Source organism: Escherichia sp. TW09308, from assembly GCF_000208565.1.
Classification (GTDB): domain Bacteria; phylum Pseudomonadota; class Gammaproteobacteria; order Enterobacterales; family Enterobacteriaceae; genus Escherichia; species Escherichia marmotae.
This window is the reverse complement of record NZ_AEME01000001.1, coordinates 1,364,416-1,382,726: the sequence shown is the minus strand read 5'-3', so window position 1 is coordinate 1,382,726 and position 18,311 is coordinate 1,364,416. Positions and strand designations below refer to the sequence as shown.

General features: G+C 49.9%; 17 protein-coding genes and 1 pseudogene. 8 read left to right on the top strand and 10 right to left on the bottom strand.

Annotated elements, in window-relative coordinates:
• The first annotated feature begins 49 nt into the window (after nucleotides 1–49).
• The 7 genes from ESM_RS1000000128340 to ESM_RS0106675 all read left to right on the top strand — a co-directional run bounded on the left by ESM_RS1000000128340 (nucleotide 50) and on the right by ESM_RS0106675 (nucleotide 8,111).
• A complete protein-coding gene (locus ESM_RS1000000128340; RefSeq protein WP_122983127.1) occupies nucleotides 50–157 on the top strand; it encodes a hypothetical protein in 108 nt (35 codons plus the stop codon).
• Between the two features lie 205 nt (nucleotides 158–362).
• Nucleotides 363–1,646, top strand: a complete 1,284-nt coding sequence (gene gltA / locus ESM_RS0106700; RefSeq protein WP_000785838.1) for a citrate synthase — start codon at nucleotides 363–365, stop codon at nucleotides 1,644–1,646.
• A gap of 389 nt (nucleotides 1,647–2,035) precedes the next feature.
• Nucleotides 2,036–2,602 carry a fimbrial protein gene (locus tag ESM_RS0106695; RefSeq protein ID WP_000472404.1) on the top strand — a complete coding sequence of 189 codons (567 nt, stop codon included), beginning with the start codon at nucleotides 2,036–2,038 and terminating at the stop codon, nucleotides 2,600–2,602.
• 50 nt (nucleotides 2,603–2,652) lie between these two features.
• Complete coding sequence (locus ESM_RS0106690; protein ID WP_176240449.1) at nucleotides 2,653–5,112, top strand: fimbria/pilus outer membrane usher protein; 2,460 nt, start codon at nucleotides 2,653–2,655, stop codon at nucleotides 5,110–5,112.
• A 14-nt stretch (nucleotides 5,113–5,126) separates the two neighbouring features.
• On the top strand, nucleotides 5,127–5,858 hold the full coding sequence (locus ESM_RS0106685) for a fimbrial biogenesis chaperone (RefSeq protein ID WP_000142798.1): 732 nt from the start codon (nucleotides 5,127–5,129) through the stop codon (nucleotides 5,856–5,858).
• Entirely contained in the window at nucleotides 5,855–6,916 is a 1,062-nt protein-coding gene (locus ESM_RS0106680; protein WP_001272413.1) for a fimbrial protein, read from the top strand. The genes ESM_RS0106685 and ESM_RS0106680 overlap by 4 nt, the downstream gene beginning before the upstream one ends.
• A 148-nt stretch (nucleotides 6,917–7,064) precedes the next feature.
• Nucleotides 7,065–8,111, top strand: coding sequence for an AbrB family transcriptional regulator (locus ESM_RS0106675; protein WP_010377051.1), 1,047 nt, complete (start codon nucleotides 7,065–7,067; stop codon nucleotides 8,109–8,111).
• On the opposite strand, the gene nei is transcribed toward ESM_RS0106675, so the two are convergent.
• Genes nei through ybgI form a run of 5 tightly spaced genes read right to left on the bottom strand, consistent with a single transcriptional unit; the run spans nucleotide 8,108 to nucleotide 12,007 of the window.
• Entirely contained in the window at nucleotides 8,108–8,899 is a 792-nt protein-coding gene (nei, locus tag ESM_RS0106670) for an endonuclease VIII (protein WP_001114017.1), read from the bottom strand. The genes ESM_RS0106675 and nei overlap by 4 nt on opposite strands.
• A 35-nt stretch (nucleotides 8,900–8,934) precedes the next feature.
• Nucleotides 8,935–9,669, bottom strand: a complete 735-nt coding sequence (pxpA, locus tag ESM_RS0106665; protein ID WP_000687161.1) for a 5-oxoprolinase subunit PxpA — start codon at nucleotides 9,667–9,669, stop codon at nucleotides 8,935–8,937.
• Entirely contained in the window at nucleotides 9,659–10,591 is a 933-nt protein-coding gene (gene pxpC / locus ESM_RS0106660; RefSeq protein WP_000912706.1) for a 5-oxoprolinase subunit PxpC, read from the bottom strand. The genes pxpA and pxpC overlap by 11 nt, the downstream gene beginning before the upstream one ends.
• Nucleotides 10,585–11,241 carry a 5-oxoprolinase subunit PxpB gene (pxpB, locus tag ESM_RS0106655; protein WP_001188383.1) on the bottom strand — a complete coding sequence of 219 codons (657 nt, stop codon included), beginning with the start codon at nucleotides 11,239–11,241 and terminating at the stop codon, nucleotides 10,585–10,587. The genes pxpC and pxpB overlap by 7 nt, the downstream gene beginning before the upstream one ends.
• 22 nt (nucleotides 11,242–11,263) lie before the next feature.
• Nucleotides 11,264–12,007: a radiation resistance protein YbgI gene (ybgI, locus tag ESM_RS0106650; protein ID WP_000798885.1), complete on the bottom strand. Its 744-nt coding sequence runs from the start codon at nucleotides 12,005–12,007 to the stop codon at nucleotides 11,264–11,266.
• Between the two features lie 270 nt (nucleotides 12,008–12,277).
• Between ybgI and dtpD the strand changes: the two genes are divergently transcribed.
• Nucleotides 12,278–13,759, top strand: a complete 1,482-nt coding sequence (gene dtpD / locus ESM_RS0106645) for a dipeptide permease DtpD (RefSeq protein ID WP_001032669.1) — start codon at nucleotides 12,278–12,280, stop codon at nucleotides 13,757–13,759.
• A 175-nt stretch (nucleotides 13,760–13,934) separates the two neighbouring features.
• On the opposite strand, the gene phrB is transcribed toward dtpD, so the two are convergent.
• The 5 genes and pseudogenes from phrB to nadA all read right to left on the bottom strand — a co-directional run bounded on the left by phrB (nucleotide 13,935) and on the right by nadA (nucleotide 18,169).
• A complete protein-coding gene (phrB, locus tag ESM_RS0106640; RefSeq protein WP_000207113.1) occupies nucleotides 13,935–15,353 on the bottom strand; it encodes a deoxyribodipyrimidine photo-lyase in 1,419 nt (472 codons plus the stop codon).
• Nucleotides 15,350–15,859, bottom strand: coding sequence for a YbgA family protein (locus tag ESM_RS0106635; RefSeq protein WP_000350026.1), 510 nt, complete (start codon nucleotides 15,857–15,859; stop codon nucleotides 15,350–15,352). Before ESM_RS0106635 ends, phrB begins: the two co-directional genes overlap by 4 nt.
• A gap of 168 nt (nucleotides 15,860–16,027) precedes the next feature.
• Nucleotides 16,028–16,453, bottom strand: coding sequence for a hypothetical protein (locus tag ESM_RS0106630; protein WP_000172931.1), 426 nt, complete (start codon nucleotides 16,451–16,453; stop codon nucleotides 16,028–16,030).
• A gap of 98 nt (nucleotides 16,454–16,551) precedes the next feature.
• Nucleotides 16,552–17,088 (bottom strand): annotated as a pseudogene (gene pnuC, locus ESM_RS01000000124220) (nicotinamide riboside transporter PnuC); the annotation flags it as partial.
• A gap of 37 nt (nucleotides 17,089–17,125) precedes the next feature.
• Entirely contained in the window at nucleotides 17,126–18,169 is a 1,044-nt protein-coding gene (gene nadA / locus ESM_RS0106620) for a quinolinate synthase NadA (RefSeq protein WP_000115317.1), read from the bottom strand.
• Nucleotides 18,170–18,311 lie beyond the last annotated feature (142 nt).

The following is an 18,311-nucleotide window of genomic DNA, read 5'->3' as shown; positions in this document are numbered from 1 at the left end:
GACAATCATTCAACAAAGTTGTTACAAACATCATCAGGAAAAGCATATAATGCGTAAAAGTTATGGGGTCACTATTTCACCTAAGATTAACTTATGTAACAGTGTGGAAGTATTGACCAATCCATCCAGGACAGTTATTAGTGATAGACAGGTTTAATAATTCGGATTGCTAAGTGCTTGATTCGCCGTTTATTCGTCATCAATGAATACTTTACCTGCAAGCGCCCAGAGCTCTGTACCCAGGTTTTCCCCTCTTTCGCAGAGCGGCGAGCCAAATAACAATCGGGTAAAGCCAGGTTGATGTGCGAAGGCAAATTTAAGTTCCGGCAGTCTTACGCAATAAGGCGCTAAGGAGACCTTAAATGGCTGATACAAAAGCAAAACTCACCCTCAACGGGGATACAGCTGTTGAACTGGATGTGCTGAAAGGCACACTGGGTCAAGATGTTATTGATATCCGTACTCTCGGCTCAAAAGGTGTATTCACCTTTGACCCAGGCTTCACTTCAACCGCATCCTGCGAATCTAAAATTACTTTTATTGATGGTGATGAAGGTATTTTGTTGCACCGCGGTTTCCCGATCGATCAACTGGCGACCGATTCTAACTACCTGGAAGTCTGTTACATTCTGCTGAATGGTGAAAAACCGACCCAGAAACAGTATGACGAATTTAAAACTACGGTTACCCGCCATACCATGATCCACGAACAGATTACTCGTCTGTTCCACGCCTTCCGCCGCGACTCTCATCCGATGGCGGTCATGTGCGGTATTACCGGCGCTCTGGCGGCGTTTTATCACGACTCACTGGATGTTAACAATCCGCGTCATCGTGAAATCGCGGCGTTCCGTCTGCTGTCGAAAATGCCGACCATGGCAGCAATGTGCTACAAGTATTCCATTGGTCAGCCATTTGTTTACCCACGCAATGACCTCTCCTACGCCGGTAACTTCCTGCACATGATGTTCTCCACACCGTGCGAACCGTATGAAGTCAATCCGATTCTGGAACGCGCGATGGATCGTATTCTGATCCTGCACGCAGACCATGAACAGAACGCGTCGACCTCTACCGTGCGTACCGCTGGCTCTTCGGGTGCGAACCCGTTCGCCTGTATCGCAGCAGGTATCGCCTCTCTGTGGGGGCCGGCTCACGGTGGTGCTAACGAAGCTGCGCTGAAAATGCTGGAAGAAATCAGCTCGGTGAAACACATTCCGGAATTTATGCGTCGTGCGAAAGATAAAAATGACTCTTTCCGCCTGATGGGCTTCGGTCACCGCGTGTATAAAAACTACGACCCACGCGCCACAGTAATGCGTGAAACCTGCCACGAAGTGCTGAAAGAGCTGGGCAGCAAAGATGAGCTGCTGGAAGTGGCTATGGAGCTGGAAAACATCGCGCTGAATGACCCGTACTTTATCGAGAAGAAACTGTACCCGAACGTAGATTTCTACTCCGGTATCATTCTGAAAGCGATGGGTATTCCGTCTTCTATGTTCACCGTGATCTTCGCCATGGCGCGTACTGTCGGCTGGATTGCTCACTGGAGCGAAATGCATAACGAAGGCATGAAAATCGCCCGTCCACGCCAACTGTATACTGGTTACGAAAAACGCGATTTTAAAAGCGATATCAAACGCTAGTCTTTGATTACTGCGCAGTAAATTCTTTTAACCCGTCCTCTATATGGCGGGTTAATTTTTATATGCCTAAACACAAAAAACTGTAAAAATTAAATCGAGTACAAATATCCATAAATAGGGTTAAAAAATGTGATAACTCATATTCTGAGCAGAATGATAAGTTTAACTTTATACTTCCCCGTCGGTAGCATCATTAACCCAATGAAAATTATGCATATCCAAATGCGCCCTACCTTCATCACATAAAACAATAAATTTACACAATCAATTAATGGCCCCATTACATAACAAGATTTTTAATATTGTTAAATAAAACAAAACATATTCAATTGCCAGCTCAGATATTCTTGTCACGCAATACTCTATCTCTTTATTTAAAGGACTCAGTTATGTTTAAAGGACAAAAAACATTAGCTGCACTGGCTGTATCTCTGTTGTTCACAGCACCTGTTCATGCTGCTGATGAAGGTTCCGGTGAAATTCACTTTAAAGGTGAAGTTATTGAAGCACCGTGTGAAATCCATCAGGATGATATCGATAAAGAAGTTGAACTCGGCCAGGTGACCACCAGCCACATTAATCAGTCACATCACAGCGATGTCGTTGCTGTCGACCTACGCTTAGTCAATTGCGATCTGGAAAACTCTAATAACGGTTCCGGTGGCAAGATTTCTAAAGTCGCGGTCACCTTTGACAGCTCAGCGAAAACCACCGGTGCAGACCCGATACTCAACAATACCAGCACTGGAGAAGCCACCGGTGTCGGTGTGCGTTTAATGAATAAGGATCAAAGTAATATCATTTTAGGCACAGCTTCTCCGGACATCGACCTGGCACCGACGTCCAGCGAGCAAACGCTGAATTTCTTTGCCTGGATGGAACAAATTGATCAGGTTACACCAGTAACTCCAGGCGCAGTTACGGCTAACGCGACCTACGTGCTGGATTATAAATAAGTATTATTTTGGCGGCGTCATCGCCGCCTTTCTTCAAATATTTATCAGGTATGGACACCGTGAATATTTATCGACTCTCTTTTGTATCCTGCCTGGTCATGGCGATGCCTTCCGCAGTGGCGGTCGAATTCAATCTGAATGTCCTCGATAAATCAATGCGCGACCGCATTGATATTTCATTATTAAAGGAAAAAGGTGTCATTGTTCCCGGTGAATATTTTGTTAGCATTGCAGCAAATAATAACCAAATCAGTAATGGGCAAAAAATTAACTGGCAAAAAAATGGTGACAAAACCATTCCGTGCATCAATGAATTACTGGTCGATAAATTTGGCTTAAAACCTGAAGTCCGTCAGTCGTTACCACTGATAAATCAGTGCGTCGATTTTAGCTCCCGACCTGAAATGCTCTTCAATTTTGATCAGGCCAATCAGCAACTGAATATCACTATTCCGCAAGCCTGGCTGGCGTGGCATTCAGAAAACTGGATGCCCCCCTCCACATGGAAAGAAGGTGTCGCCGGGATCCTGATGGATTACAACCTGTTTGCCAGCAGCTACCGCCCACAGGATGGCAGCAGCAGCACCAACCTGAACGCCTACGGAACAGTCGGAATTAACGCAGGGGCATGGCGCTTACGCAGTGATTACCAGTTGAATCAGACCGATAGCGATGATAACCATGAACAGTCAGGCGAAATATCACGCACTTATCTTTTTCGCCCATTACCGCAATTAGGTTCAAAATTAACCCTCGGTGAAACGGATTTCAGTTCCAATATTTTCGATGGCTTTTCTTATACCGGCGCGGCACTGGCGAGTGACGATCGGATGTTACCGTGGGAACTGCGCGGCTACGCCCCACAAATTAGCGGTATAGCACAAACCAATGCCACGGTGACTATCAGTCAATCAGGCCGCGTTATTTACCAGAAAAAAGTCCCGCCAGGCCCGTTTATCATTGATGACCTTAATCAGTCCGTCCAGGGTACGTTAGATGTTAAAGTGACAGAGGAAGATGGTCGTGTGAATAATTTCCAGGTGTCGGCAGCATCAACGCCCTTCCTGACGCGCCAGGGGCAGGCTCGCTATAAACTGGCCGCAGGCCAGCCACGACCCTCCATGTCACATCAAACTGAAAATGAAACCTTTTTTAGCAATGAAGTTTCCTGGGGGATGCTCTCAAACACCTCGCTGTACGGCGGCCTGCTGATTTCTGGTGATGACTACCATTCTGCCGCATTGGGTATCGGGCAAAATATGCTCTGGCTTGGCGCGCTATCGTTTGATGTCACCTGGGCCAGTAGCCATTTTGATAACCAGCAGGACGAGCGGGGCTTAAGCTATCGCTTTAATTACAGCAAACAAGTAGATGCCACAAACAGCACGATTTCGCTCGCCGCTTATCGCTTCTCAGATCGTCATTTTCACAGCTACGCCAACTATCTGGATCACAAATACAACGACAACGATGCGCAAGATGAAAAACAGACAATCAGCTTATCCGTAGGCCAACCGATTATCCCGCTGAATCTCAACCTGTACGCCAACCTCTTACATCAGACCTGGTGGAACGCAGATGCCTCCACGACTGCCAACATCACGGCGGGCTTTAATGTTGATATTGGTGACTGGAAAGATATCTCAATCTCAACGTCGTTCAATACGACCCACTACGAAGACAAAGATCGCGACAACCAGATTTACTTGTCGATTTCATTACCCATTGGTGACGGTGGTCGAATCGGTTATGACATGCAAAACAGTAGCAGCAGCACCACACACCGCATGTCATTGAATGATACGCTGGATGAACGTAATAGCTGGGGCATGTCTGCAGGAATGCAATCCGATCGCCCGGATGATGGCGCACAGTTGAGCGGCAACTATCAACATCTGAGTTCGGCGGGCGAATGGGATCTTTCTGGCACCTATGCCGCCAATGATTACAGCTCTGTCAGCACTAGCTGGAGCGGTTCTTTCACCGCAACCCAATATGGTGCAGCGTTCCATCGCCGCAGCTCCACCAATGAACCACGGTTGATGATCAGCACCGATGGTGTGGCAGATATCCCGGTTCAGGGCCAACTCGATTATACCAATCATTTTGGTATCGCCGTGATACCGCTAATTTCCAGTTACCAGCCGTCCACCGTGGCAGTCAACATGAATGATTTACCTGACGGCGTGACGGTAGCAGAAAATGTCATCAAAGAAACGTGGATTGAAGGCGCGATTGGTTACAAATCGCTGGCATCCCGTTCCGGTAAAGACGTTAACACCATCATTCGCACCGCCAACGGCCATTTCCCACCTCTCGGTGCCGATATCCGGCAGGATGACAGCGGTATCAGCGTGGGTATGGTTGGCGAAGAAGGTCATGCCTGGTTAAGCGGTGTTGCTGAAAATCAACAATTTACCGTGATCTGGGGTGACAAACAAAGTTGCATTATTCATCTACCAGAACGTCTGGAATACACAACAAAACGCCTGATTTTACCTTGTCATTAATTAAGGAAAAGCGAATGACATTTATTAAAGGACTGCCACTGATTCTGTTAACCGTCAGCCTGGGTAGCTACGCTGCAGTGCAACCTGATCGCACACGCATTGTGTTTAACGCCAATGATAAAGCCACCAGCCTGCGAATAGAAAACCAGAGTGACAAACTGCCTTATCTTGCTTATTCCTGGATAGAAAATGAAAAAGGGGAGAAAAGCGACGATCTTCTGGTCGCCCTGCCACCGATTCAACGTCTGGAACCGAAAGCAACATCGCAAGTGCGGATTGTAAAACAAGCATCAACTCCAAAATTGCCCGGCGATCGCGAAGCGCTGTTCTACTATAACATGCGCGAAATTCCTCCAGCCCCGGATAAAAGCAGCGATCATGCGGTACTTCAGATCGCTATCCAAAGTCGTATCAAATTGTTCTGGCGACCTGCAACGTTACGCAAGAAAACAGGTGAACATGTAGAGCTGCAGTTACAGGTTAGCCAACAGAGCAACCAACTGACACTGAAAAATCCTACCGCCTATTATCTGACTATCGCCTACCTGGGGCAAAATGAAAAAGGGGTACTCCCCGGTTTCAAAACCACTATGGTCGCACCTTTCGGCTCGGTAACCACTCATACGGGAAGCTATAACGGCAGTCAATTTTACCTCGGCTACATGGATGATTACGGCGCATTGCGAATGACCACCCTGGACTGTAACGGGCCGTGTCGTTTACAGCCAGTGGAGGCGAAGAAATGAGTGCTGGCAAAGGATTATTACTTGTTATTTGTCTGCTATTTCTGCCGCTGAGGTCTGCGCTGGCGCTGGACTGTTATTTTGGTGCATCGGGTGGTCAGGTAGAAAAATCAGAAAATATTCAGCCGTTTGCTGTACCGGGTAATGCCAAACCCGGCGATAAAATCTGGGAGTCTGATGATATTAGAATTCCCGTCTATTGCGACAACAATACTAACGGCAACTTTGAGAGTGAGCATGTTTTTGCTTGGGTAAACCCGTACCCAGGCGTGCAGGACCCCTATTATCAATTAGGCGTAACCTATGAAGGTGTGGACTATGACGCCAGTCTGGGGCAAAGCCGCATCGACACGAATCAGTGTATCGATAGTAAGAAAATTGATATTTACACCCCGGAACAGATCATTGCGATGGGCTGGCAAAACAAACTTTGCTCCGGTGAGCCGACAAATATTCATAAATCACGGACTTTTATTGCACGTATGCGACTTTACGTCAAAGTCCGCACCATGCCGCCTCATGATTATCAAAGTACTCTCAGCGACTACATCGTGGTGCAATTTGATGGCGCGGGCAGTGTTAACGAAGATCCCACCGCCAGAAACCTGAAATATCATATTATCGGTCTGGAAAACATTCGCGTGCTGGATTGCAGCGTGAATTTTTCTATTACCCCAGCCAATCAGGTGATTGATTTCGGTAAATTTAATGTGCTGGATATCCGGCGGCATAACATGACAAAAACGTTCGGTATTAAAACGACCAAATCACAAAATGATCAATGCACCGACGGATTTAAGGTTAGCTCCTCGTTTTATACAGAAGAAACGTTAGTTGAAGACGATAAAGCATTACTCATTGGCAACGGACTTAAGCTGCGGTTACTGGATGAAAACGACTCGCCCTACACCTTCAACAAATACAGCGAGTATGCCGATTTCACCAGCGACATGTTGATCTACGAAAAAAACTATACGGCTGAACTTTCGTCCACGCCAGGCACTCCCATCGAGGCTGGGCCATTCGACACGGTGGTGCTTTTTAAAATTAACTACAACTGATGAGACTAATGCCCTTTGCCAGTACAGGGCATCTTATTCAGATAATTGCTGATTTTCCCCTTTTCCTTGATTGCCGTTATTTTTTCCAGGTCCGGCTTTCTTTATGCTGTATCGATACACCAAAGATAAAATAACGAGGATACGAAGGATGCCAGTCTTGCAGTGGGGAATGTTATGTGTGTTGTCACTTCTCCTTTCTATTGGCTTCCTCGCGGTACATCTCCCGGCGGCGCTATTGCTCGGACCGATGCTCGCCGGGATCATCTTCAGTATGCGCGGAGTGACCCTGCAACTCCCCCGCTCCGCTTTTCTCGCCGCGCAAGCCATTCTTGGCTGCATGATTGCGCAAAACCTCACCGGTTCTATTCTCACCACTCTGGCCGTTAACTGGCCGATTGTGTTAACTATTTTGCTGGTAACGTTGCTTTCCAGCGCCATCGTGGGCTGGTTATTGGTGCGCTATAGCTCACTGCCCGGAAATACCGGTGCCTGGGGCTCCTCGCCTGGTGGTGCGGCGGCAATGGTTGCTATGGCACAAGATTACGGCGCAGATATTCGCCTGGTGGCGTTTATGCAGTATCTGCGAGTTCTGTTTGTCGCGGGCGCGGCGGTTCTGGTAGCGCGAATGATGCTGGGCGATAACGCTGAAGCGATGAATCAGCAAATAGTCTGGTTCCTGCCCGTCAGCATAAATCTCCTGTTTACTGTCTTGCTCGCGGTCATTGCTGGCACGGCGGGATGCCTGTTGCGTCTTCCTTCCGGCACGATGCTCATCCCGATGCTGGCGGGTGCGGTGCTCCAGTCTGGCGAGTTCATCACGATTGAGTTACCGGAATGGCTGCTGGCGATAGCATATATGGCGATTGGCTGGCGGATTGGGCTGGGTTTCGATAAGCAAATCTTACTGCGGGCATTACGCCCACTGCCGCAAATCCTGTTGTCGATTTTTGCACTGCTGGCTATTTGTGCCGGTATGGCGTGGGGGCTGACCTGGTTTATGCATATTGATTTTATGACCGCCTACCTCGCCACCAGCCCTGGCGGGCTTGATACGGTAGCGGTCATCGCCGCAGGGAGCAATGCCGATATGGCGCTCATCATGGCGATGCAAACCCTGCGCCTGTTCAGTATTTTGCTGACGGGGCCAGCCATTGCGCGGTTTATTTCAACCTATGCGCCGAAACGTTCTGCCTAGTGCTGGCAGCCAGGGCACCAGTAAAACGGGCGCGAAGATAGCGTGGTTTTCTCAATGATGCTGCCACACCGTTCGCACTTCTCACCATCACGATGAAAAACCTTAAAGCTGAACAGCGCCCCGTGATGTTTATTCTCATCAACCTGACCACGCGTTTTGTACGAGAGGCGCGGGATATCCAGTAGCGCGTGCGACAGCGCATCCAGTTGTGTCGCGTTAAGTTCTTTCGCTTTATGATTTCCGGTCAACCCAACCTGCCAAAGGATCTCCACCCGCAGATAGTTGCCCAGCCCCGCCAGAAACGCCTGGTCGAGCAGTAATCCGGCGAACTGACGGTTACGAAAGCGCAGCGACAATAACCGTTCTTTCACCCCTTCCGGCGTCAGATTCGGGTCGAGCACATCGGGGCCGACCCGTTGTAAGAACGGATGCGTAGTCAATTGTTCCGGCGTCAACATCTCAATATCCGAGGCGCTATAAAGCAGAATGGTTTTGTCGGCCGTTTGCAGTTTTACCCGCAACACCCGCGTGGTCTGCGGCTCTTCGCCGGTATCAACCACTCGCCAGACACCGTAGAGTTGGTTATGGCTATAAAGCGTTAACCCGCCGGAAAAATGGGTCAGCAACGCTTTTCCGCGCGTTTCCACATGGGTGACGTGTTGACCAATAAGTTGTGATTGATAAGTTTTTAACTGCGGGAAGGCAAACCAGACATCGGTCAGTGGTTTGCCTTTGATCGCCGCCTCCAGGTTATCCGCTGCACGGCGGATCTCCGGGCCTTCAGGCATGATGATTTCCTTTTTTCGTTCTTTATTCAACGGGATTATGCTGCAACCATAATCCCTTTTTCGGCAAATGCAGATCGTAGCCGGCGGGCGAATGCCAGTGCATGCTCACCGTCGCCATGCAAACAGACTGTCTGTACTGTTACCGTCGCCCATTCGCCAGTGATACTCTTCACTCTGCCGTGTTGCACCATCTCCAGCGTTTGCCCCAACGCCTGTTCTTCATCTTCAATCAACGCGCCTGGCTGGCTTCGCGACACCAGCGAGCCGTCAGCCTGATATCCACGATCGGCAAACACTTCCTCACGCGTTGTCAGGCCATATCGCTTGCCTGCACGAATCAGTTCGCTTCCTGCCAGTCCAACGAGAATCAATGCCGGATCGCAAGCGTAAACCGCTCTGGCGATGGCGTCTGCCAGTTGTGCGTCTCTCGCCGCCTGGTTGTACAGCATGCCATGGGGTTTGACGTGACGCATCACACAACCTTCACCACGGGCAATCGCCGCCAGCGCGCCAATCTGATACAACGTCTGGGCGTAAACCGTTTCCGGCGGCAGTTGCATGGCGCTGCGTCCAAAGTTTTCCCTGTCGGGGAAACTCGGGTGCGCGCCAATCGCTACACTATTTTTTATTGCTTCACGCACGCAAGCTTGCATAGTTTGCGCGTCGCCTGCATGAAATCCACAGGCAATATTGACTGAGGAAACCAGCGTTAATAGCTCAGCGTCACTGGCGCAGCCTTCACCCAGATCGGCGTTCAGGTCAATTTTCATTGTGCAGCCGCCACGCTAATTGTTCGAAATAACGTTGCTGATCCTGCCGCGCTTTTAGTGCCTCTTCCAGTGAACACTGGACAAAATGAATCGGCTGTCCGAGTGGAATTTGCGCCAGATGGTACATATCGGCCTCAATGATACAGGCAATGCGCGGATAACCGCCGGTCGTCTGTGCATCATTCATCAACACAATCGGCTGACCGTTATGCGGCACCTGCACCACGCCCGGCAGCAATCCGTGAGATAACAACTCGCGGGATGTATTACGCTTTAAGATTTGCCCCTGTAAGCGATAGCCCATCCGGTTACTTTGCGGGCTAAGCTGCCAGGGCGAACGCCAGAATGCATCCTGCGAGGCGCGATCGAACTCATGGTATTCCGGCCCCGGTAAGGCGCGAATCCGGTTACCCCACAGCAACTGTTTAACGCCTTGCGCTTCCATAAAATCACGCTTCGCTTTGCCGATGGGGAGTCGGTCTCCATCCTTCAGTAAGCGCCCTTCCAGCCCGCCAATCCCTACTTTGAGATCGGTACTGCATGATCCCATCACTGGCGGAACATCAATACCGCCCGCCACGGCCAGATAGCTGCGTACACCATGTTGTGGGCATTTAAGCGTTAAACGCTGACCTGCTTTCATCGGCAAACGCCAGCCCGTCCAGACGGCGTTATCATCCAACCGAGCTTCGCAACCCGCGCCTGTCAGGGCAAACCAGCCGTCGCGTTCAAATTCAACCGTTAACTGACCGAGCGTGATTTCCAGTGCCGGAGCGTTAGCATCATTACCCACCAGCAGGTTAGCAATGCGCAGCGCAGGCAAATCCAGCGCTCCACAGTGGCTGATACCCGACTGGCGAAAGCCGTGACGACCGCCATCCTGAACAGTGGTGTACATCCCCGCGCGAATAATCTTCAGCATACTCCCTCCTTCTGCGGCACAAAGCGCACACTGTCTCCAGGACGTAATAAGATAGGCTCGTCACGGGTCGGGTCAAACAAACTGAGCGAGGTATGACCAATCAACTGCCAACCGCCCGGCGTTGCCACCGGATAAACACCCGTTTGCGATCCACCGATCCCGACAGACCCCGCCGGAACAAGCAAGCGCGGTTCTGCGCGTCGTGGCGTGTTTAGTTGTTCCGGCAAACTCCCGAGATACGGGAAGCCCGGTTGAAAACCTAAAAACCAGACCACGTATTCCACGGAGGAGTGCAATTCAACAACCTGTTTTTCGCTCAACCCACAATGCGCCGCAACCACCGACAAATCCGGCCCGCCTGCGCCACCATAAACCACCGGGATTTCGATAAAGCGTGACTCTGGCTCCAGTGCCTCACTCTCCTCCCACCAGCGTTGCAAACGCTCTATAGCATCCAGCGCCAGCGACTCCGGATTACGTAAAATCACCGTGATATTGTTCATGCCGGGAATGGCTTCAACCACATTCGGCATATCCACCAGACGCTGGGCCAGTCGCCAGATACGTTTCTGGCTTGCCAACGTCACTGGCGGCTCCAGCTCCAGCACTACCGCCGTTTCGCCTAACAGATAACAACGCGCTCGTTGCACTTTCGATCCCTCTGATTATTCGTTATGCAGGATTAGGAATATCAATAAAGGTCACATCAAGATCGGTATTTTCATTCAACCACTCGCTTAACGCGCGAATACCACCGCGTTCAGTAGCATGGTGCCCCGCAGCATAAAAATGCAATCCCTGCTCGCGGGCAGAATGAATGGTTTGTTCAGAAACTTCGCCAGTAATAAAAGCATCCACGCCAAAACGCGCGGCGCTATCGATAAAACTTTGCCCGCCCCCCGTGCACCAGGCGACGCGCTGTACCACCTCCGGGCCGTTGTCGCCACACCACAACGGCTTGCGTCCCAGACGCGCTTCAATCCACGAGGCAAGTTCCAGCCCCGGCACCGGCATCGTCAGTTCACCCCACGGCACAAGTGGTTCGATCTCACCCATTACCGTAATCCCCAACAATGCCGCTAACTGCGCGTTATTGCCCAGTTCCGGATGCGCATCCAACGGCAGATGCCAGCCATACAGGTTGATGTCATTCGCCAGCAAGGTTTTCAAACGGTTACGCTTCATGCCGCGAATCACCGGCGATTCGCCTTTCCAGAAGTAGCCGTGATGCACGATCACCGCATCAGCCTCAAGACGCACAGCTTCATCGAGCAGCGCCTGGCTGGCGGTGACGCCGGTAACAATTTTTTGCACCGTCTCCTGGCCTTCCACTTGCAAGCCATTCGGCGCGTAATCACTTATCGCCGCGCTGTTCAGTTTCTCGTTAATCAGTTGTTCCAGTTCGGTGTTTTTCATCTTCGCGCCTTCTGTATTCTGATAGCTACACCGTTAACATAGCGTTACCTCGCCTGTTCGTCGATAGCCAATCTTTTGACATATTAAGAAACAAACACACCGCCAAAAGACGCAAATTGTTTATCTCGCCACGCCATAGTTCATGTATATTTATGCAAACAGACAGCATATTGCATAAATAATCAGATCTGTTTCAAGGTTTTAACTTTAAAGAAACACACGCACGCCACGCAACTATTACGTGGTGTCGCATCCAACCGCGGAATTATTATGAATAAACACGCATCACAGCCGCGCGCTATCTACTACGTTGTCGCGCTACAAATCTGGGAATATTTTAGCTTCTACGGCATGCGTGCCCTGCTGATTCTCTATCTCACCAACCAACTGAAATACAACGATACTCACGCTTACGCGTTATTCAGCGCCTACTGTTCGCTGGTGTATGTCACGCCGATCCTTGGCGGTTTCCTCGCGGATAAGGTTCTCGGCAACCGCATGGCAGTGATGTTGGGGGCGTTGTTGATGGCGATCGGGCATCTGGTGCTGGGTGCCAGCGAAATCCACCCGACATTCCTTTATCTCTCGCTGGCGATTATCGTCTGCGGCTATGGCCTGTTTAAATCTAACGTCAGTTGCCTGCTAGGTGAACTCTACGAGCCAACCGATCCACGTCGTGATGGCGGTTTCTCGCTGATGTATGCGGCGGGTAACGTGGGTTCTATTATCGCACCTATCGCCTGCGGTTATGCCCAGCAAGAGTACAGTTGGGCAATGGGCTTTGGCCTGGCTGCGGTTGGGATGATCGCCGGGCTGGTTATCTTCTTATGTGGCAATCGTCATTTCGCTCATACCCGCGGCGTTAACAAAGAGGTGCTGTGTGCGAAAAACGTTCTCCTGCCAAACTGGGGATGGCTGCTGGTTCTGCTGGTCGCAACGCCTGCACTGATTACCGTATTGTTCTGGAAAGAGTGGTCGGTTTACGCCTTAATTGTCGCCACTATCATTGGTCTTGGCGTGCTGGCAAAAATTTATCGCAAAGCAGAAAACCAGAAACAGCGTAAAGAGCTGGGGCTGATTGTCACTCTTACCTTCTTCAGCATGTTGTTCTGGGCCTTTGCACAGCAGGGCGGCAGTTCAATCAGCCTTTATATCGACCGTTTCGTTAACCGCGATATTTTTGGTTACACCGTTCCGACCGCCATGTTCCAGTCGATTAATGCCTTTGCCGTGATGCTGTGCGGTGTGTTCCTGGCGTGGGTCGTAAAAGAGAGTGTCGCGGGTAATCGTACCGTGCGCATCTGGGGGAAATTTGCACTTGGCCTCGGCCTGATGAGTGCCGGATTCTGCATTCTGGCCTTAAGTGCCCGCTGGTCTGCAATGTATGGTCACTCTTCTCTGCCACTGATGGTGCTGGGGCTGGCGGTGATGGGCTTTGCCGAACTGTTTATCGACCCGGTTGCCATGTCGCAAATTACACGCATTGAAATCCCCGGCGTGACCGGTGTATTAACCGGCATTTATATGCTGCTTTCTGGTGCGATTGCCAACTATCTGGCGGGGGTCATTGCCGATCAGACATCGCAAGCTTCGTTTGATGCTTCCGGGGCGATCAACTACTCCATCAATGCATATATTGAAGTGTTCGATCAAATCACCTGGGGTGCGCTGGCTTGTGTGGGGCTGGTACTGATGATTTGGCTGTACCAGGCGCTTAAGTTCAGAAACCGTGCGCTGGCGCTGGAGTCTTAATAAGTCAACACCGATGCCTGATGCGACGCTGATGCGTCTTATCAGGCCTGGATTCCCCTGCAATATATTGATTTTGCACTATTTAGTAGGCCGGATAAGGCGTTCACGCCGCATCCGGCATCCGGCATCCGGCATCCGGCATCCGGCATCCGGGCACAATTGCCTGACGCGTCTGTTATTTCCACTTCCTCGCAGCCTCATACGCTGCCAACGTTCGTACTCTCGCTTCTTTGTGATCAACAATCGGTTGCGGATAATCCAGCCTCACGCCTGCTTTCTCCGCCCATTTCCACGGCTCATGCACCAATTTCCCCGGCACATCGCGCAGTTCCGGTAACCACTGGCGGATAAACTCACCTTCGCGGTCAAATTTCTCGCCCTGAGTTGTCGGGTTAAAGATACGGAAATACGGCGCGGCATCAGTTCCGGTAGAAGCCGCCCATTGCCAGCCGCCGTTATTGGCAGCCAAATCACCATCAATCAGTTGCGACATAAAATATCGCTCGCCTTCGCGCCAGTCGATCAACAAATCTTTCACCAGAAAACTGGCAGTAATCATCCGCAGACGGTTATGCATCCAGCCAGTGCCATTAAGCTGGCGCATGGCAGCATCAACAATCGGATAGCCGGTCTTGCCTTCCTGCCAGGCCTTTAAATGCGCGGGGTTACTCTGCCACTGGACGCGATCGGTCCAGGCAATAAACGGGCGATGTTTACACAGCGAGGGGTGATACGTCATCAGATGGCGGTAGAACTCACGCCAGATCAGCTCATTAAGCCAGACGCTACCCGCCCCGCCCTCCAGCGCCTGCGGTTGCTCTGCCAGCAGGCGATGCAAACACTGACGAGGCGATAATCCTCCCGTGGCCAGGCTGGCGGACAAACGGCTGGTGCCTTCCACTGCCGGAAAATTTCTTTGTTGCTCATACTCTCCGGCACCGCTCTGGCAAAACTGGCGTAATTGTGCAATCGCCGTTTTTTCTTCCACCGGAAAATGCGCTGTGTCGAAAGACTGACGGGGATAATTCAGCGTAATGGATGACGGGGGCGCTATCGATCCGCTACTACGAACTTTTGGTGCAGCGACGCACTCCGGTATCCCTTCCCGCAGCCGTTTCAGCCAGGCATTTTTAAACGGAGTAAAAACTTTGTACATCTCATGATTGCCGGTCATCACCGCGCCCGGTGGCAGGATCACGCTGCCGTCAAATCCTTCACACACCACGTTATGCAACGTTTTCTCAACCAGGGCATCCCGCGCTCGCTCGTTCACCTCGTACTGATAGTTATAAAACAGATGGGTTACGCGGTTTTCCTCACACACCTGTTTAACCATTTCAACGCTGGCGGCAAAATCATCCACTTCATGAAACAACAAGGGAATGCCTTTTTCCGCCAGCATGATTTGCAGTGTATTAAGTTGAGCATTGATAAATTCAGCCTGACGCGGCGACATATTATGCGTCGCCCACTGACGAGGTGTAGCAATATACAGCGCCAGCACGCGTGCAGACGGATTGCGACAGGCAGCCGCCAGCGCCAGATTATCGTGCAGACGTAAATCCTGGCGGAACCAGACCAGATGGGTGGTCATAAAACTCCTGCATAGCGCAAGTTAAAAATACGCGGCCAAAGTTCGAAATAACGCTGCCCTGAAAGCCAGGCGTTAGGATAAAGCGCCATATAGTGTTTGATACGCATCAGCGGCGCAAGAAGAGGCTGCTCGCCACGGCGATAACTGTCGATAAGCGCAGCCAGTTGCTGGCGTTCTGTAGAATCAAGGTACGGGCGAAAATAACCCTGAACGTGCATCAAAACGTTGGTGTGATCGCGCGGGTTGGCGGGGTGAGAAAGCAAAACAATTACGCGTTGGCGATATTCGTTGTAATAGTCATCCAGATTTTGCCACCGGTGAATATCAGCCACAAACGGGCCAAGTTTGCGGTACTCAGGCTGGGAATGAGCCAGAAAGACGAGTTTATAGCGGCTGTGATAATCGAGAAGCGCCCCGCGCGTTAAGCCTCGCTCTTTGAGATTGTGTAACGCATGCAAAGCAAAAATGCGGATAAGGGGGCTGTCATCTAATAGTTGGTGATCCATTACTGCTCCTGAACGGTTTACAGGAGTAAGTGTAGACGATGGGAAATGAGATTTGTGGAGTTAATCCTGTTGTAGGAATGTGTGATGGGGCGTTTAGTGTGCTAAACGAGAATTAAATAATAAAAAGCCGGGAAGATTTTAGGAGCTTTCTCGGCTTTATTTAACTGATTATCTAATTTCCCATTTAATAGAACTATCTAAAGAGGTTAGCGGACAACTTAGAAAATTCTCGCTCCCTATGAAAGCCAAGTTATATCTCATAATATTCTTTCTGCCATAATACAATGAGTAATTTTTACTAGAAAACTTCATTAAATTGCTAAAGTCCTTTGGTGGAATATAGTACCCATTTTGAGAATCCAATACTTCATGCATATCTTGTATTACAATTCTACAAATATTTAAATGGTTATTAGTGAAAAGAGGTGATGAATGAACAGTATCAGTCTCGATAATAATAATCAACTCATCATCATCATAAGTTGTGAGATTAACGCTAAGCTCTTGTCCCTCAAAAGACCAATGATTTAAGGTTGCTTCAGCACAAAGCGATAATAGTAATTTATTATCACTCGAAAAATTTTTCAAAGTCATCCCATTGCCCTCGATTAATAATTTTATCTCTCAGGAAAATATGCCCTTTCTCACCATTAATATTTATATTCAGATGAGGGAATGTCGATTTCCCCACACCTTGTCATCAGGATCATTGCCACGATGGAGAGTACCATCATGCAGGAATCCCAGAATGGGAAGGCGTCTGGTTGCAATTCTGGCATAGCCACTTGTAGACCCAACGCTTGCATAATCATTACCGCCACGCGGGTCAGGAACGCAAATACCGGGTTGATAAATACCGTCATCAGACCAATGGCAACGACGCAAACAACCAACCAGGTTAATGCCTTCGGCAGTGGCAGCCAGCGAATTTTCAACTCGGCTTCATGCTGACTGGTTTGTCGCGACCAGGCATACCAGCCATAAATGTTAGCGGCAAAGAAAAATACCTGCAGCAGTAAGCTGGCATACAATTGAATCTGAAAGAAAATAATGCCAAACAAGGTAACGTTGATCAGACCAAAAAAGTAGTTGCTGATCTTCTCCAGGCTGGCAAGGCCAATACACAGTAACCCAGCGATCGTCCCTACCGCTTCGATCCATGAGAGATCGTAACCGCCAGTACCGATCGGTATATGAGCCAGAATGTTCTGTGTGCTAAAAAAATCCATCTTTCCTCCAATGCGTAGCATGATGCCTTATTGTCAGCTATCCACGTAGTGTAGCCGCAAAATCCAGCATACGGTTGAGCGGCACCAGCGCCCTCTCTCGCAGCTTTTCATCAACATGAACCTCGTGTTTGCTTCCTCCCTGTTCTAATGCCTCTGCGATGGCCTGGAGGCCATTCATGGCCATCCACGGGCAATGCGCACAGCTACGGCAGGTTGCACCCTCGCCAGCGGTTGGCGCTTCCAGTAGCTCCTTGTCAGGCACCGCTTGCTGCATTTTGTAGAAGATCCCCCGATCCGTCGCCACAATAAACCGTTGATGCGGCAATGTTTTCGCAGCATTGATCAACTGACTTGTGGAACCGACCGCATCGGCCATATCGACAATGGCCTGGGGTGACTCCGGATGTACCAGTATGGCAGCGTCAGGGTATTGTTTTTGTAAGCGGGTTAACGCCTGAGTCTTAAACTCATCATGAACGATGCAGGCACCTTGCCAGCATAAGATGTCTGCGCCCGTCTGTTTTTGCACGTAACGCCCCAGATGTTTGTCTGGTGCCCAGATGATTTTTTCCCCCAAACTATCCAGATGATCAATAAGTTCGACGGCAATGCTTGAAGTCACCACCCAATCTGCACGCGCTTTTACCGCAGCAGACGTGTTAGCGTAGACGACGACAGTACGATCGGGATGGGCATCACAAAATGCGTTAAATTCTTCAATGGGGCACCCGAGATCCAGTGAACATTCGGCCTTAAGTGTGGGCATCAGAATTGTTTTTTCCGGGCTGAGGATTTTGGCGGTTTCTCCCATAAATCTCACCCCAGCAACTAACAGCGTAGAAGCAGGATGCTTTGCACCAAAGCGCGCCATTTCCAGCGAATCGGAAATGCAGCCGCCGGTTTCCTCCGCCAGTTGTTGGATTTCAGGGTCGGTGTAGTAGTGGGCGACCATAACCGCATTATGTTCTTTCAGCAGGTGTTTTATTTTCTCGCGGTAATACGCTTTTTCATCAATGCTTAACGGCGTCGGCTTTGCTGGGAAAGGATAAATCGCTGCTTCAGGATCAAACATCACGCTCATCTTGCTATCTCGTTTTGCAGACTTAACATTTAAACCGATATGAAGCGTGATATCGCTATTACCGATTTCATTTGTTTTATATGCTAAACAAGATAACCGAATGGCAGGGAAAAGTCACAAGAATTACGTACGTGATATTGGA

Bases quoted from the DNA above. Each gene is read 5' to 3' on its own strand.
- ESM_RS0106685 (WP_000142798.1), top strand. From the start codon at position 5,127: ATGACATTTATTAAAGGACTGCCACTGATTCTGTTAACCGTCAGCCTG.
- pxpA (WP_000687161.1), bottom strand. From the start codon at position 9,669: ATGAAAATTGACCTGAACGCCGATCTGGGTGAAGGCTGCGCCAGTGAC.
- gltA (WP_000785838.1), top strand. From the start codon at position 363: ATGGCTGATACAAAAGCAAAACTCACCCTCAACGGGGATACAGCTGTT.
- dtpD (WP_001032669.1), top strand. From the start codon at position 12,278: ATGAATAAACACGCATCACAGCCGCGCGCTATCTACTACGTTGTCGCG.
- pxpC (WP_000912706.1), bottom strand. From the start codon at position 10,591: ATGCTGAAGATTATTCGCGCGGGGATGTACACCACTGTTCAGGATGGC.
- ESM_RS1000000128340 (WP_122983127.1), top strand. From the start codon at position 50: ATGCGTAAAAGTTATGGGGTCACTATTTCACCTAAGATTAACTTATGT.
- phrB (WP_000207113.1), bottom strand. From the start codon at position 15,353: ATGACCACCCATCTGGTCTGGTTCCGCCAGGATTTACGTCTGCACGAT.
- ybgI (WP_000798885.1), bottom strand. From the start codon at position 12,007: ATGAAAAACACCGAACTGGAACAACTGATTAACGAGAAACTGAACAGC.
- nadA (WP_000115317.1), bottom strand. From the start codon at position 18,169: ATGAGCGTGATGTTTGATCCTGAAGCAGCGATTTATCCTTTCCCAGCA.
- ESM_RS0106635 (WP_000350026.1), bottom strand. From the start codon at position 15,859: ATGGATCACCAACTATTAGATGACAGCCCCCTTATCCGCATTTTTGCT.
- ESM_RS0106695 (WP_000472404.1), top strand. From the start codon at position 2,036: ATGTTTAAAGGACAAAAAACATTAGCTGCACTGGCTGTATCTCTGTTG.
- ESM_RS0106680 (WP_001272413.1), top strand. From the start codon at position 5,855: ATGAGTGCTGGCAAAGGATTATTACTTGTTATTTGTCTGCTATTTCTG.
- ESM_RS0106630 (WP_000172931.1), bottom strand. From the start codon at position 16,453: ATGACTTTGAAAAATTTTTCGAGTGATAATAAATTACTATTATCGCTT.
- ESM_RS0106690 (WP_176240449.1), top strand. From the start codon at position 2,653: ATGGACACCGTGAATATTTATCGACTCTCTTTTGTATCCTGCCTGGTC.
- nei (WP_001114017.1), bottom strand. From the start codon at position 8,899: ATGCCTGAAGGCCCGGAGATCCGCCGTGCAGCGGATAACCTGGAGGCG.
- ESM_RS0106675 (WP_010377051.1), top strand. From the start codon at position 7,065: ATGCCAGTCTTGCAGTGGGGAATGTTATGTGTGTTGTCACTTCTCCTT.